This window comes from Pseudomonas sp. GW822-FHT06D10 (assembly GCF_058799535.1).
Genome location: NZ_JBXALN010000006.1, coordinates 346,042 through 360,552 on the forward strand (window position 1 = coordinate 346,042; position 14,511 = coordinate 360,552).

13 protein-coding genes and 1 tRNA gene are annotated in these 14,511 nt (G+C 61.0%); 5 read left to right on the plus strand and 9 right to left on the minus strand.

The genetic code is table 11. The features are described 5' to 3' along the window. Nucleotides 1-21: 21 nt before the first annotated feature. Nucleotides 22-261, minus strand: a complete 240-nt coding sequence (locus tag AC1RL5_RS22265) for a hypothetical protein (protein ID WP_065365406.1) — start codon at nt 259-261, stop codon at nt 22-24. A 293-nt stretch (nt 262-554) separates the two neighbouring features. Here AC1RL5_RS22265 and AC1RL5_RS22270 point away from each other — a divergent pair. Continuing rightward, nucleotides 555-631: transfer RNA gene (locus tag AC1RL5_RS22270), tRNA-Arg, on the plus strand. A gap of 216 nt (nt 632-847) precedes the next feature. On the opposite strand, the gene AC1RL5_RS22275 is transcribed toward AC1RL5_RS22270, so the two are convergent. The 3 genes from AC1RL5_RS22275 to AC1RL5_RS22285 are packed head-to-tail and all read right to left on the minus strand — an operon-like array spanning nt 848 to nt 5,074. Continuing rightward, nucleotides 848-1,507 (minus strand): DUF1266 domain-containing protein, encoded by a 660-nt coding sequence (locus AC1RL5_RS22275; protein WP_093407601.1) that lies wholly within the window; start codon nt 1,505-1,507, stop codon nt 848-850. 7 nt (nt 1,508-1,514) lie between these two features. Further along, nucleotides 1,515-2,756 (minus strand): hypothetical protein, encoded by a 1,242-nt coding sequence (locus AC1RL5_RS22280; RefSeq protein ID WP_093407606.1) that lies wholly within the window; start codon nt 2,754-2,756, stop codon nt 1,515-1,517. After that, complete coding sequence (locus AC1RL5_RS22285) at nt 2,747-5,074, minus strand: hypothetical protein (protein ID WP_093407611.1); 2,328 nt, start codon at nt 5,072-5,074, stop codon at nt 2,747-2,749. Before AC1RL5_RS22285 ends, AC1RL5_RS22280 begins: the two co-directional genes overlap by 10 nt. 538 nt (nt 5,075-5,612) lie before the next feature. Between AC1RL5_RS22285 and AC1RL5_RS22290 the strand changes: the two genes are divergently transcribed. Together AC1RL5_RS22290 and AC1RL5_RS22295 are read left to right on the plus strand one after the other, a co-directional pair. Beyond that, nucleotides 5,613-7,217: a tetratricopeptide repeat-containing response regulator gene (locus tag AC1RL5_RS22290; protein WP_011062754.1), complete on the plus strand. Its 1,605-nt coding sequence runs from the start codon at nt 5,613-5,615 to the stop codon at nt 7,215-7,217. Next, nucleotides 7,214-7,903, plus strand: coding sequence for a sensor histidine kinase (locus AC1RL5_RS22295; RefSeq protein WP_093407615.1), 690 nt, complete (start codon nt 7,214-7,216; stop codon nt 7,901-7,903). The genes AC1RL5_RS22290 and AC1RL5_RS22295 overlap by 4 nt, the downstream gene beginning before the upstream one ends. On the opposite strand, the gene AC1RL5_RS22300 is transcribed toward AC1RL5_RS22295, so the two are convergent. Continuing rightward, the gene (locus tag AC1RL5_RS22300) at nt 7,891-8,835 is read right to left on the minus strand and encodes a LysR family transcriptional regulator (RefSeq protein ID WP_072450707.1); all 945 of its coding nucleotides are present in this window, start codon (nt 8,833-8,835) and stop codon (nt 7,891-7,893) included. The two genes, AC1RL5_RS22295 and AC1RL5_RS22300, sit on opposite strands and share 13 nt — an antisense overlap. Before the next feature lie 319 nt (nt 8,836-9,154). Here AC1RL5_RS22300 and AC1RL5_RS22305 point away from each other — a divergent pair, with 319 nt between their 5' ends. Both AC1RL5_RS22305 and AC1RL5_RS22310 read left to right on the plus strand, forming a co-directional pair. Beyond that, the gene (locus AC1RL5_RS22305; RefSeq protein ID WP_169892267.1) at nt 9,155-10,396 is read left to right on the plus strand and encodes a glutamine synthetase family protein; all 1,242 of its coding nucleotides are present in this window, start codon (nt 9,155-9,157) and stop codon (nt 10,394-10,396) included. A 72-nt stretch (nt 10,397-10,468) separates the two neighbouring features. Next, nucleotides 10,469-11,842 (plus strand): MFS transporter, encoded by a 1,374-nt coding sequence (locus AC1RL5_RS22310; protein ID WP_093407625.1) that lies wholly within the window; start codon nt 10,469-10,471, stop codon nt 11,840-11,842. Between the two features lie 59 nt (nt 11,843-11,901). On the opposite strand, the gene AC1RL5_RS22315 is transcribed toward AC1RL5_RS22310, so the two are convergent. The 4 genes from AC1RL5_RS22315 to flgA all read right to left on the minus strand — a co-directional run bounded on the left by AC1RL5_RS22315 (nt 11,902) and on the right by flgA (nt 14,491). Next, nucleotides 11,902-12,648 (minus strand): flagellar brake protein, encoded by a 747-nt coding sequence (locus AC1RL5_RS22315; protein WP_492589424.1) that lies wholly within the window; start codon nt 12,646-12,648, stop codon nt 11,902-11,904. 96 nt (nt 12,649-12,744) lie between these two features. Further along, a complete protein-coding gene (locus tag AC1RL5_RS22320) occupies nt 12,745-13,212 on the minus strand; it encodes a flagella synthesis protein FlgN (protein WP_011062748.1) in 468 nt (155 codons plus the stop codon). Nucleotides 13,213-13,260: 48 nt separating this feature from the next. After that, complete coding sequence (gene flgM, locus AC1RL5_RS22325; protein ID WP_011062747.1) at nt 13,261-13,578, minus strand: flagellar biosynthesis anti-sigma factor FlgM; 318 nt, start codon at nt 13,576-13,578, stop codon at nt 13,261-13,263. A 151-nt stretch (nt 13,579-13,729) separates the two neighbouring features. Next, nucleotides 13,730-14,491 carry a flagellar basal body P-ring formation chaperone FlgA gene (gene flgA / locus AC1RL5_RS22330; protein WP_492589422.1) on the minus strand — a complete coding sequence of 254 codons (762 nt, stop codon included), beginning with the start codon at nt 14,489-14,491 and terminating at the stop codon, nt 13,730-13,732. Between the last annotated feature and the right edge of the window lie 20 nt (nt 14,492-14,511).

Here is a 14,511-nt window from a genome sequence, read left to right on the forward strand (position 1 = left end):
ATGGCTCCTGTAGTCTCGGTCTCAAAATACCCAGCGTTCAGTGGGTGCGGCGCCTGGCTGTTGCGAGGCTTTTCCCTGGGTAACCCGGGTCACTGAGCCAGGCTCAATCTGGGTGTTCATGACTGCCAGCTGGGGTGCCAGGCGTTGCTGGTAATGGGCGAAGGATGACCCGCCAGGGGCAGCGTCATCTGCAGGTTGAAAGTGAAAGGCCGCCAATACGGCAATGGCAATCGCATTCAAGAGCAACAGAGCGCTATTCATGGGCGGCATCTCCTCAGTGTTTATCCACTGAATAAGCAGCCTGCGTGCCAAGAGTTTACCTGGCGATAAAGTCTTTAAAAACAATATGTTGAGCTGATTTTTAAAGTCTCTTTAATTGCATTTTGCAATGATGGCTTTTTGCGGTGATGCAATTTGCACGACGCGGCATCGAAGCCGCGGGGCGAGCCTGATGCTTCCTGCAAAAAGCCCTATGGATCACATGACAAATGCAGCCTTGGCCGTTAACATGCACGCCGTCCTCCGCGCCGTGCCGCAATGGCGCTCGCTGTTTTGTCTCAGTAGCTCAATTGGATAGAGCATCCCCCTCCTAAGGGGAAGGTTGGCAGTTCGAACCTGCCCTGGGACACCATATAATTCGTATCTTTCTGGGCTGATCCCTGCGCGGTTGATCTGTTCTTGGACCCCGGAGCGAAAGAATAAAGAAAAGCCCCACCGGGCGATCCTCGGGCGGGGCTTTTTTGTTTTCGTCTATCCGAGGGGCACGTTAAACAACGGGCTCTTTTTCTTGTATTGGTGACAGCCTGACCAGCGTGGGGCTACGTGCTTGTGAATAGGGCCAGAAATATCAATCCGCTACCGGACAGAGCGCCGGCAATCCCTTCCAGTCGACCCTTGCCCACACTCCGCTGCCGGGTGCCAGCAACTGGTTCAGCTTCGTTTCATTGAATGAAGCTCCCAGGGAATCGGCCCTGAATGCGGCTATCCATTGCTGGCGGCCCAGCATGAAGGCCTTACCGAAGTCTTCCCAGTCGTTGAAGCAGTCCTGGGCCCGCTGGGCGTTGAGCAGCATGATGCGCCACCCTGTTGCAGGTTCGAGCCAGCTCATCAACATGGCGCAACGGACAAAAAATGCGCTGCGCACGCAGGCGAAGGCCATGGCTGCTCGCGGGTCGTCACTGGGATTCAGGCCATGCAGGTCAATACGAAACCACTGGCGCTCCAGGGTGCCATTGAGGTGGGCGCAGACTTCGTCGTCGGTGGCGTTGCTGCGAAAACCGATCTGGTGCAGCAACGAGGCCCGCAGGGTGCTTTTCGCCTGATCCATGAAGTGGGTGGTATCGGGGTCGTAGAAACCGGTCATTCCGGTGGCATCGACCATGGGTTGTGCCAGTGTCAGTGCCCAACGCTTACGTGGTGTGAATACCACCAGGGATGTTCCCGACGGGCGGCGAAAGTGACGCCAGCCCAGCCAGGCGCCCAATAGCACGACAATTACCGTCATCATCTGCGTATTACCTGCTTCTGTTTTGCCATGTGCTGATTTCTTCGGCCAGGGATGGGGGCATATCCGACCAGGCTACGCCTTCGGTCCGATACTGCGGGTCTTCGGCCTGACGGGGTAGCCAGGGGCTTTTCTTGAAGATGTGACGGGTGGCGTACTTGACAGTCGGCGCCTGAGGCGCGACCTCCAGCAGCAGGTCGGACTGGCGTGCCGCGACCAGCCACTCGACCATGGCCGAAGGGGCTTCCAGCCGTCGGAACAACTGTGGGTAACGGGCCACCAGACGGGTCTGGGTTTGAGGGTCGCTGACTTCTTCGATACGCAGCCAACCCGCCTCGGTACGCACTATGCCGATGGCAATGCAGTCGGCCGGGGTCTGTTGGTCGGTGCCCAGGGTGTTGAGAAAGCGCAGCAGGTCGTGGAAATAACGTTCGACGGGCGGGCGGTTCTGCTTGCCTTTGACCTGCTCCACCGTCAGTGCACCGTCGTCCTGGATGATCAGGCTGACGGTGATGTGGGGTTGGCCTTGAGCATCGCGCAGGCTGAACACGCGTATGCCCTGCTGTTCCATCGCTTCGGCGTAACGCTCTCCGTAGCCGCCGGTCAGGGCCCGACGGTCGGCGAACTGCCCGAGACAATGGCGCATCACGTAGCTTTCAAAGGCCATCTCGGCCCGCAACAGCGGGCTGTGCGGGCGCAGTTCGACCCAGGTGTGCTCGGCACAGGTGAGGATCACGTTGAGGGCTTCGGCAGAGCTCTGGCGCCACCCCTGGTCGACCCGGGCCGCCATTTGTGCATGCTCCCTTTCCCACAATGCCAGCGCTTGTAGGCAGGTGATGCGATCCAGCTTGCCCTCAAGAGCTGTGCCTTTGCGTGAGGTCAGGAACTCCACCAGTTGGGCTTCCTGCTGCAGCAGCTGCGGGTCCTGCGGGTTGACCCAGACCAGAGGCGCCAGGGCTTTGGCGCAATCTTCGGATTGCGCCTTGGCGGCGTGCTCGAAATAGCCGCTCACCCACGTCGGCAGAGAGTCGCTACCCAGGGCCGTACAGGCGTCATCCAGTGACTGGATGCGCCGTGCCGGTTCGAAGTTGCCCGCCAGGTGGCGATAGAAGTGGTTCAACAGCCAGCCCTGCACTGCTTGCTCGTCCTTGCGCTGCTGGCTGCGCTGGGTGATGCCGCGTTTCAGTTCATCGGCATTGAGCAGGTTGCGCGGGGCGTAGCTGGGGCTGCGCTTGTCGGCGCTTACTTCCATATCTGCCACCAGTTTTTCTTGCCGGCCGGTTGAGCCGGGGCTTGCAGCTCGCTCAGGATTTGCTCGATCCGGGCACGGCACCGGATGTCGTAGTCATCGTCCGGGGTGCACAGGGCCAGGGTGCGTGCGCAGTAGTCAATGGCTTCGGCGGCCCGCCCCCGGGCCTTGAGGAAGTCCACCGAGGCGGACATGACCGAGACTTCGTTCAAGGACAGTACCGCCGGCTGGTAACGCTGCCAGAGGCTGTCGGCGTTGTCCGGATGGGCATGGGCCAGGTAGCGTGCGACCTGGATCCGGGCAAACAGCGCCGAGCTGTCCAGTTGCTGATCGCTGACGCCTTGCTCTTCCTGCCACTTGAGCAGGCGTTCGAGCCAGATGAGGATCTCATTGTCGCGATCGAGCTTGTACAGGGCGTACGCCACCGAGGCTACGTATTCATCCGGGTTGTGGCGGCTGTAGCCGAACTCGGCCGAGTAATGCCAAAGCTGTTCCGCGGCATCGATAATGCCGGGCAGATCCTCCAGACTGATACGCGCACTGAGCAGCCCGTTGTAGTGTTCGGCGAACGGGCTGGCGACGATGCCCCGTGTATGCAGTTCGATGGCGTCTTCGTAGCGAATCGGGTTGTAGTAGCGGTAGTTGATCGCCAGGTTGTTGCAGAGCATGGAATACAGGTGCGCGCAGGCATCGTAGGGGTGGCCGCTGCCGCTGGCGAAATAGCGCTCCATATGGGCCTGGCCCTGCTCGTAGGCATCTCTCTGGGCTTCGCGCAGCAACGAATAGGCCTGGTCCCGGGCGTCCGGGGGCAGTTTGTCGGCTTCTGCTTCGGCCAGGTCTTCAATGCCCAGTGCGTAGTTGTAGGCGTGCTTGCCGCAGGACAGGACGGGCTTGGGCGCTTTGAGTGCCTCGATAATCCCCTGGCTGTTGATCCGAGCGGCAAACAGCGAAAACGCACTGCGGTTGTCTTGCATGCGGCCCGCCTGGATGGCGGTTTGCAGCAGGCTGGCTTCAGTGGCCGCATCGATCAGGCCGTGCTCAGCGTCATGCACCGCTGCCAGGCGGGTGATCCAGGGGTGATCGGGCGCGCGACGTACGGCTTCTGCACGAGCTTCGGTATACAGCGCTTCGCCAGCTTGCAGGTCCTCCATGGCCAGGGAGAGTGCGGCCAGCAGTGGCGTGGTGGCAGACTCGCTGGTTTCGATACTTGGCAGTGCTTGCAGGAAGCTCTGCAGCACTTCCTCGGTGATACAGGCACGCATCACGCAAATCGGCCACCAGGCACTGCGCTCATCAGGGTCTTGCAGGCGATCGAGTACCAGGCGGGCGGTGGCTGGCCATAGCTCGGTTTGCCTGTCATAGACATCGATGAATGCGCGAAATCCGGCTTCGTCGATGCGGCCAGCTTCCATCAGCCAGGGCAATTCGTATTCGATAAAGTTGTTGCCCCCGTCGGAATCCAGGCTCAGGGCTGCGGCATTGCAGATCTTCAGGGCGCCGGCCAGGTCGCCCTGGGCGTGCAGGGCGCGGGCCGCCAAGCGTGCGGTGCGCACTTCCCATTCGCGGCGCTGGGGCAGGGAGCGGCCAGCGGTCAGTTGCGCGATGGGTTGCTCGAACAGTGCCAGGCGCAGCGGAATGATCTCGATCAGCGAGTTGCCCAACCACAGCCAGTCGCCTTCATCGATATCCTGGTCCGGGCCGGCGGTACGTACGGCGTTGACCGCCTCCAGGGCTGCACTACGGGCCTCTTCATTGCGGTCGTGGTAGGCCAGGACTCGGGCGCGGCGCTGATACTGATCGGCGGCATCCCAGGCACGCAGGGCCGCGCGGGCAGGGTTGCCCAAGGTCAGGGCGTAGCGCACTTCGATGGTTTTCAGTGCTATTTCACAACTAGCGCGTTCCAGATCGTCGAAGATCCGATAGCGGCGGTAATGCTCGACATTGAAATCCAGGGTTTGCGTGGCCATCTGTTCGAGCTGTCCGAGCACTTCGATCAGGGTTGGCTCGTCATCGAGGTAGTTGGCGACCCGCAGGCGCAGGATAGCCAGGTTCATCATCAGCTCGGCGCGGGCCGGCTCTGGGGCGGCTTGTACAAGAGCGTCGCCATCCTGATCGATGACGGCCCGGGCTGCCGCTGAATCACCGGCCTGCATCCACAGGGTGTGCAGGCGGTCGATGGACGCCAGGGAGTCGGCCTGCAGCGGTTGTGCCTGCAACTGAGCCAGCAGGGCATCGGATTCCTGTTCTTGCTGTTGCGCCTCCAGGCGGTCCATGAACTGTTCCAGTTCAATGCCGGTTATCGCACTGCTGTTATGCGCCATCGTTAACTCCATTTGATAATGACCTGCGCATCACGTGATGCACTGCCTGGCAGACCGGTACTTCCTCGTCGTTGGTACCGCCGTGGGGTGTCATGCCGATCCTTCGACACCCGGGTCGCAAGCCTGCGACGCTTGCGACTGATGGACCCTTTATTGCGCGGCAGACCCTCTGCAATGCAGGGGTATTTCCGGCCAGAAACGATCGAGGCTGTGAGGCGCAGCACGCTATCAGGTGATGTTTCAGAATCCAAGGTTTCAGCGTGCAAACGGGCCTCTTTTACGGCCGAGTACACGGGCTGGTCGAGACTTGTGCAATCCGCGGTGAAATGCCGCCTGTCGGCTATAAGGGAATGCGTAATCCGGCCGATAACCTCAGTGGACAATTGTGTTCCCAAGTGACGGCCTGGATCACAGGCCGACCGGAAAGTGCTTGATAGCCCGTGGCCAGCAGCTATTATCTGCGCGCCAAAAACAGGCTGCGAAGCCGGGTGGGTCCTGCTGTCTTTGGATTGATCTTCTTACTTGCCTGGAATCTTCGATGCTGGCGTACCACCAAAAGAGCTTTTTGATCGTCGATGATTTCTCGGACTTCCGCAGTTCGGTGCGTTCGATGCTGCGTGAGCTGGGCGTCAAGGATGTAGACACCGCCGACACTGGCGAGCAGGCCCTGCGCATGTGCGCGCAGAAGCGCTACGACTTCATCCTCCAGGACTATCACCTGGGCGACGGCAAGAAAAACGGCCAGCAGGTGCTCGAAGACCTGATGCTGGAAAAGCTCATCAGCCATGAGAGCGTGTTCCTCATGGTCACCGCCGAGAGCAGCCAGGCCATGGTGCTCAGTGCCCTGGAGCATGAGCCCGATGCCTACCTGACCAAGCCTTTCAACCGCTCCGGTCTGGCCCAGCGCCTGGAGCGCCTGCAGCAGCGCAAGACGTTGCTCAAACCCATTCTCCAGGCCCTTGACCGGGGCAAGCCGGTGGAGGTGCTCAACGCCTGCATCGCCCTGTGCAAGCAGGACCCGCGTTATGCGCCGTTATGCTTGCGCTACCGCGCCGATGCCCTGCGCGACATGCATCAGAACGAGGCCCTGGAGCGCCTGTACAACAGCATCCTGGCGGACCGGCCGCTGCCCTGGGCCTACGTCGGGCTGGGGCGCCTGCTGTTCAAGCGCGGGCAGGTTGGCGAGGCCAAGGCGGTTTATGAAAAGGCCTTGAAGGCCTTTCCGATGATGCCGGGCCTCTACGACGGGCTGGCAGAGGTGCTGGTAGCCGAAGGCGATACCCAGCGGGCCCAGAACGTGCTGGAAGAGGCGGTGCGCCTTTCTCCCCTGGCCGTGCGGCGCCAGGCATTGCTGGGCAAGCTGGCCATGGCCAACGAAGACTTTGACAGCGCCTCCCGGGCTTATCGCCAGGCGGTGTCCCAGGGCGCGCAGTCGCGTTTCAAGGACCCGGAAAGCAACCTCGGGCTGGCCCATGCCCTGATCAGCAAGGGCAGCGAGAGGGGCCTGGACACGCGCACCCGACTGGAAATCAACCAGACCCTGAGTGCCGTGGCCAAGGAGAATCCCACTGACCCGGGCCTGCAGATTCGCGCGCGGCTGATGAAGGCCACGAGCCTGTTGCTCAATGATGCCGAGACCGCGGAAAAACTCACCGAGCAGGCGTTGCTGCGCCTGGACGGCATGGAGCAGTTCATGAGCCCCGAAGCGGCGCTGCTGGTGGCCAAGCAACTGCAGATGCTGGGGCAGGCCAGTGCCGGTGCTTCGATGCTCAAGAACTGTGCGGAGATCTATGGTGATGATCCGAAGGTCATGCAGAACATCGCCAAGCTGACCGACGACCCGACTATCCTCAGTTCTTCCAATGCCGCCGCCGATATCAACCGTCAGGGCGTGCGCAGCTACAAGGGCGGCAACCTCGTGGAAGCGCGGGAGTTGTTCCGCAAGGCCCTGGCCATGCAACCGAAGAACATCAGTATTGCCCTGAACATGGCCCAGTCGCTGCTGCACGGCGCCGACGCCAATCCGGACGCGGCACTCCTGGAAGAATGCCGGGCGTGCCTTAAATTGGTGGGCATGATGCCCGATACCGACGCGCGTTATCCGCGCTATCAGAAGCTGCGAAGCAAGGCGTTTGGCCAATGATCGAAAAGCAACAGGCGCTCGACTTTTCCACGGTGATCGCCTCCACCGTACATGACATGAAGAACTCCCTGGCCATGCTGATGCAGGCGCACGCCCAGTGGCTGGCGCGCTTGCCCGAGCAGCAGAGTGCGCCAGAGCAGGGGGTGATCGACTATCAGTTCGCCCACCTCAACGGCATGCTGGTGCAACTGCTGGGGCTGTACAAGCTGGGGATCAACCAGCTGCCGTTGCAGCCGGCCTACCACGAACTGGATGACTTCATCGAAGCGCAACTGGTGAGCCACCAGGACGTGTTCAAGAGCCGTGGCATTTCCGCCGCCTATGAAGTCGATCCGCTGAGCCCCCTGGGGTTCTTCGATCGTGAGCTGATCGCCTCGGTATTGGCCAATTGCATCAACAATTCCATTCGCCATGCACGTCATGCCCTGCTGATCAGCGTCAGTGATGAGGAAGGGCAGGTGGTGCTGTCCATCAACGACGATGGCGAAGGCTATCCCCAAGGGATGATCGAGCGTCAGGCCGACTATGTGCAGGGCATCAATCAAAGCAGCGGCAGCACCGGGCTGGGCCTGTACTTTGCCGGGCGCATTGCCGAATTGCATCAGCGCAATGGCGTGTGCGGCCACACTCGGATCAGCAATGGCGGCCCATTGGGCGGCGGGTTGTTCAAGCTCTACTTGCCCTGAGCCACGAGTGGTTGAAGGTGTGCCTCGCCCAGTTGCCGCCCGGCCAGGGCCAGGCATTCCAGAAAGGTTGCCAGTGCGACCTTGGGTTCCTGGCCCTGGCGGGTGATGCAGTGAAAGTGCGAGCGGTAGGCCAGGCGCTCGGGTAGCAAGGCGCGCAGTTGGCCCTTGGCCACCCAGGCCGCTGCATAGTGGCTGGGCAGGTAACCCAGGTAGGTGCCGGAGAAAATCAGCGTGGCGATGGCCTCCATGGCGTAGGCGCTGACGCTCTGGTTGAAGTGCAGGTCATGGGGACGCTGGTGTTCCGCCATGTAGCCCCGGCTCACATAGTCGGCGGCGCAGATTTCTTCCAGGGTCAGTGTTTCGTCGGTGCGCAGGAACAGCGGATGGCCGTTGGCGCAGTAGAGGTTCTGTTCCTCCTCGAACAGGTGCTGATAGTGCAACCCCGACAGTTGATGGTGGAAAGCGCCGATGGCCAGGTGCAGGCGTTCGTCGAGCACGGCCTGTTCCAGTTCGTCGGGGCGCATCAGGTGCAGGTTCGGCCGTACCTGGGGCAGGCGCCGGCGCAGATGGCCCAGGGCCAGGGACAGGGGGGCATAGGGCAGGCTGATCAGGCTGTCGACACTGCCGATCTGCAACTGCTCGCGGGTGATGGGGCCGAGGCGGTTGGCGTGCTGGCGAAAGCGCTCGATGTCGGCGAACAGCAACTGTGCTGCCTCGAACAGCTCCTGGCCCTGATCGGTCAGCTGAAATCCGCTGCTACCGCGCCTGCACAGGGAGTAGCCCAGGCGCTCCTCAAGGTCCCGGACCACCACGCTCAGTCGCGACAGGCTGGTGTTGAGCCGTGCCTGGGCTGCGGTGAACCCGCCGGCATCAACGATGGCGCAGAACACCCGCAGCATCCGCAAATCAATATCGGCAAGGCTTCCCAGCATGGGCGCTCCCTCAAGTTGGCGTAGGCGACGTGCCGAGCCTACTCCCTTGTCCTGATTGATGGACACCATGGACCTGTAACAAGGCTGGCGGCCTGCTTGCCCCGCCAGTGGGGGCAGGGCCGGGGATTTTACTCGCGCCTGCTTGAAATCCTGAACGGGTGGTGCGTATTTTGTACGGGTCGCCGTTCGCGGCTCGTATAACAACAAGGATTGAGTCATGACAACCGATGGCCACAGTTCACTCGCCGAGCGATTGACGGGCATTGATGAGATCGAATGTGTCACCGCGGATCTGAATGGCGTGCCGCGGGGCAAGGTAATGACCGCCGAGGGGTTCCTCGAAGGGCGGCGCTTGCAGATGGCGCGGGGGGTGCTGCTGCAATGCATCATGGGCGGTTATCCGCCAGCACGTTTCTACGGCAGCGACGACGGCGACCTGGCGCTCAATGCCGACCCCCGGCAGATCCACCGCCTGCCCTGGAGTGAAACGCCCAGAGCGCTGGCCATCTGTGACGCCGATGAGCTCAGCGGCGAGAGTTCGCGGCTCTCCACTCGTGGGCAGCTCAAACAGGTAATCGCCCGTTATGCCGCCCTGGGTCTGGCGCCGGTGGTGGCCACCGAGCTCGAGTTCTTCGTGTTTGCGGCCAATGACGATCCAGCGCAGCCCTTCCGGCCGCCTGTCGGCCTGGATGGGCGCCGGGAGGAAGGCTATTCGGCGTTCAGCGTGAGTTCCAACAATGGTCTGCGGCCATTCTTCAAGGAGGTCTACGAAGGCATGGCCGCCTTGGGCCTGCCCCGCGATACCTTCATGCACGAGATGGGCGTCAGCCAGTTCGAAATCAACCTGTTGCACGGTGACCCGCTGTTGTTGGCGGACCAGACCTTCCTGTTCAAGCACCTGCTCAAGGAGGTGGCGCTCAAGCACGGCCTGATCGTGGTCTGCATGGCCAAGCCCTTGGCTCACACGCCGGGCAGCTCGATGCATATACACCAGAGCCTGGTGGAGATGGGTAACGGCCGTAACGTTTTCAGTGACGACGCCGGGCAACCTACGGCGATGTTCCGGCATTTCATTGGCGGCCTGCAGGCCGGCCTCGCCGACTTCACCGCCTTGTTCGCCCCCAATGTGAACTCCTATCAGCGCTTGTGTCATCCTTACGCTTCGCCGAACAATGCGTGCTGGTCCCACGACAACCGGGCCGCTGGCCTGCGGATTCCGGCCAGTTCACCGGTGGCGCGACGGGTGGAAAATCGTCTGCCGGGGGCGGACGCCAATCCTTATCTGGCGATCGCCGCGAGCCTGGCAGCAGGTTTGCATGGCATCGAGAACGAGTTGGAGCCAACCGCTGCCATCCAGGGTGAGTTCGAAGTGCCGGACAATCTTTCGTTGCCCTGTACCTTGCATGCGGCCCTAGAGCGTCTGAAACGTAGCCAGTTGGCCAGGGAACTGTTCGGCAACGAGTTCATCGAAGGCTACATTGCTTCGAAGACCATGGAGTTGACCAGTTTCTTTGATGAAATTACTCCCTGGGAGCGGCGTGTGTTAGCGGCCCAGGCATAACCGAACCGTCGCTGGTCGGGCCCTGGTTTGCCGGGGCTCGATACCTCATTCAAGGAGCCGCTCGGAACGCCGATGCGCCAAATCTGGAAATCCTTTCGAGCGCTTTATTTCGCGTCGCTGATGATGCTGATCGGTTCTGGCCTGCTCAGCACTTATCTGGCCCTGCGCCTGGCCGCCGATCATGTCGACGGGCTATGGGTGGGGGCCTTGATGGCAGCCAACTATTTCGGCCTGGTTTTGGGGGGCAAGCTGGGGCACCGACTGATTGCCCGGGTCGGGCATATCCGTGCCTACGCCACCTGTGCCGGGATTGTCGGCGCGGCAGTGCTGGGCCACGGCCTGGTGGACTGGTTGCCGGCCTGGCTAGTGCTGCGGATGATCGTGGGCCTGGGGATGATGTGCCAGTACATGGTCATCGAAAGCTGGCTCAATGAGCAGGCCGACGCCAAGCAGCGCGGGCTGGTGTTCAGCGGCTACATGATTGCCTCTTACCTGGGCCTGGTGCTGGGGCAGTTGATACTGGTCATGCACCCGGCCCTGGGCCTGGAGCTGTTGATGTTGGTGGCGCTGTGCTTTGCCCTGTGCCTGGTGCCGGTGGCCATGACGCGGCGCATTCACCCGGCACCCTTGCGCCCTGCACCCATGGAGCCGCGCTTCTTTATCAAGCGTGTACCGCAATCGCTGAGCACGGTACTGGGTTCGGGGCTGATCGTCGGTTCGTTCTACGGTCTGGCGCCGCTCTATGCCTCGCAGCAGGGCTTGAGCACCGAGCAGGTGGGTCTGTTCATGGGTAGCTGCATTTTCGCCGGGCTGGTGGTGCAATGGCCGCTGGGCTGGCTGTCCGACCGCTATGACCGGGCGCTGCTGATCCGCTGTTTTGCCTTGTTCCTGGCGGTGGTGGCCCTGCCCCTGGCGATCCTGCCTTCGGTGCCGCTGGAGGTCCTGTTTGTTCTGGGCTTCCTGTGTTCCCTGGTGCAGTTCTGTCTCTATCCGCTGGCGGTGGCGTTCTCCAATGACCATGTGGAAGGGGACCGGCGGGTCTCGCTGACGGCGATGCTGCTGGTGACCTATGGCGTGGGTGCGAGTATTGGCCCATTGGCGGCAGGGGTGCTGATGAAGTTGTTCGGTAGCCAAATGCTCTACGCCTTCTTCAGTTTTTTTGCCCTGGTGCTGGTCTGGCGGATTCGGCCGAAGGCCGTGACCAATCTGCATCAGGTCGACGATGCGCCACTGCATCACGTGGCGATGCCGGACAGCATGTCCAGTTCACCGTTGGTGGCGGCTCTGGATCCGCGGGTGGACGAACAGGTGGTTCAGGATCAGATGCAGAGCGCGCCCGTGCCGGAAGCTGCGCCTGATGAGCCTGCACCAGATACCCCGCAGGCTGCGGACGAAACGCCTGCAGAGGAATGCGCCCGGGAACACCTCAGCGGGGCCAGGCCTTAGGCGCAAAAAAAACGGGCAGTTGCCGCAAGGCACTGCCCGTTTTCATTGATGCCTTTGAATCAGAGGTCGTCTTTATCGAAGCGCCGCGCTTCACGCTGCAGTTGATAGACGAAGCGTTCGACCTGGCGCTGTACCAGGCCGCTCATGTTGTGGAAGCGTACGCCGGCAAAGGTGGTGTCGATGCGTTCTTCGTGGTGCAGGTAGCGCAGTTCCACCGGGGCCGTCATGCTGCCGAAGGGCAGGGCGGCGATAAAGCGCTCGTAAACCTGGCCCAGTTGCAGGCGTGAGGAAATATCGCCGTCGAAACGCAATTTGCAGCCGGTGGCGGAAATGTCCAGTAGCTTGCCGCTGAGGGGCGATTTGAGTTTTTCGCCGCTCAGTTCGATGTCTACCAGTTGTGCCAGCTTCAGGGCGGCACGAAAGGCGTTGCGGCGCTGGTGGTATACCACTTCGTCCGGCAGGGTGGCGCGGTAGCAGCGACCGCCGTTGGATTCGTCGAGGGTGGGCAAGCCGTTGCTTTCCCAGGCGATGCGTACGCCTTCATGAAAGCCTTCTACGCGAAACGGCTCGCCTGCGAGCAGGAAGCGTTCACCGTCGCGGGGAATCATTTCGTCGAGGGCGATCATGTTGCTATCGCGGTCCACTTCCACCAGATAGCTTTGGAAGCGCTGGCTACGCTCGTGGAAAGTGATGATCAGCGGGTCATGGCTCTCTTGCAGCAACCGCAGGTTGGAAGAGATCTCCAACGCAGTGGTGAGCACCTTGGGTGGCTGCGGAGTATCTTCCGCATTTGAGGCGTTGAACACGGTTCATCAATCTCCAGACAAAATACAACTACACGCAGGAGCCAGCATTTTGCCAGCATGTTTCACGGCTTGGTAGCGCGCGCTCATTTTTTGGGATTAAGCCTGACTGAGTGGGCGTGGCTTCGCAAGCATTGAGGTAGAGCCGCGGGCGTCGTATAGGGCAGGAGGTTCGCCACCATTGAGGATTTTCAGCTGGTTGGCGGTGGTGGCCTGTTGGATCTGGATCGAGCGACCATTGAGCTCGTTGGCAGCTTGGCACTCGGCAAGCAATTGGGTCAGGACATTGCTCTGTTCGAGCAACTGCGCGCCCAGGCTGGAGTGGCTGGCCAGTTGCTCGAGCCCCTCGCGGTTGGTCGGTAGGTTCAGGCTGGCAAGAATTTGCGTGCGCTTACGGCCATGCTGTTCCAGCAAAATGACCAAGGCTTGCTTCTGCGCCAGGATATCTTCCAGCAGCGGCATGTCGCGGCCGTGGAGGGCGATAGACTCGGCGCGTAGCAGCTCCAGCAAGTGTTGCGCTGGAGCAAGGTCATCGTTGATCAATTGCAGTAGGTTGGTGTCGTGCATGGCTGGCCTTGGGGATTAAGCGTCCAAAAGCCTGGCGCAAGCCTGGGGCTAGCGCTGGGCTTCGAAGTTAAGCAGTTTGCTGGCTACGCGGTTGCTGTCGACCTTATAGCTGCCATCGGCAATCGCTTGCTTCAACTCGGCCACCCGGGCTTTGTCGACGGCAGGCTGATCGCGCAGCTTGTCAGTGACTTTCTGCAACTGTTGAGCCTCATTGCTCAGGTGTACCGATTCCCCGCTTTTGCTGGTTTCGGCGGCGGTTGTCAGCGGCGTGGATTTGCCGGCATCACCGGTTTCCTTGCTGGTGCTGGTACGCGTACTGCCTGTCAGTGAAGGGGAGCTGTTTAAACGGCTGAAGTCGATGACCATGATGAAGTAAACCTCTGGGTATTTGGACGCTTGCCATGTTTTCGGCCATACCCTGAAAAACTTTAGGCTCGATTGTCGACAAACCAGGTCAGGTATCTGCGACCCTTTATCGACCACAGTTTAGGGAACGCACGGGTTGAGCGCCAGCTATCTACATGGCCACTTCCACTTGCCCTGGCGCCGTGATGCGGGCCTTGATCACCCGTTGCGAATTGAGGTTCTTGACCCGGATCTGTTCGCTCATGCCGCCGTTGGACAGCGCCTCGCCCGGCATCCGCACATTCAGCGTGCCGCTGCGTGCCGAAATCACCACTTGATCGCCCTTGCGCACGACTTCCGCCTGCTCCAGATGGGCCAGGGTAACGAGCTGGTCGGCGACCATTGGTCGGACAAGTTTCTGACCAATGGCTTGGTCCACTGAGGTGAGATAGCCCTGATTGTTCTGGCTGATGTCCCGTTCGCGCAGCACCACGTCTTCCGGTTCGATGATGCCGGCGCGCTTGAGCGGGCGCGCAGTGGTGACCACCTCGCGAAACAGCTTGACCTGCGCCGGCACGAATACCGTCCATGGCGAGGCGCCTTCGCAGCGCACTTTGACGGTGACCCGCCCCAGCGGTTGAGCCGGGCTTTCCAGGTTGGCTGTCAATTCCTTGTCGCAATTGGGCATGCGCATGCGCGGGTCCAGTTGGTTGACCTGGATTTCATAGCGACCGTCCGTTTGACTGGTGGCCAGGTAGTCTTCTACCGTGAATTCAAGAAACCCTTGAGTGACGCCGATAAGAAGATCAGGCAGGGTGACCGAATCAGCAACGGCAGGGTTGCCGGGGTTTAAAATGTACAGAGCCGACAGCCCGTACAGCAAAGTGCGGTAGCGGGATGTCAGGCGTCGGAAAAATGTCGTTTTGGCGTTCATAACAGTTAAAAAGCAAGCGC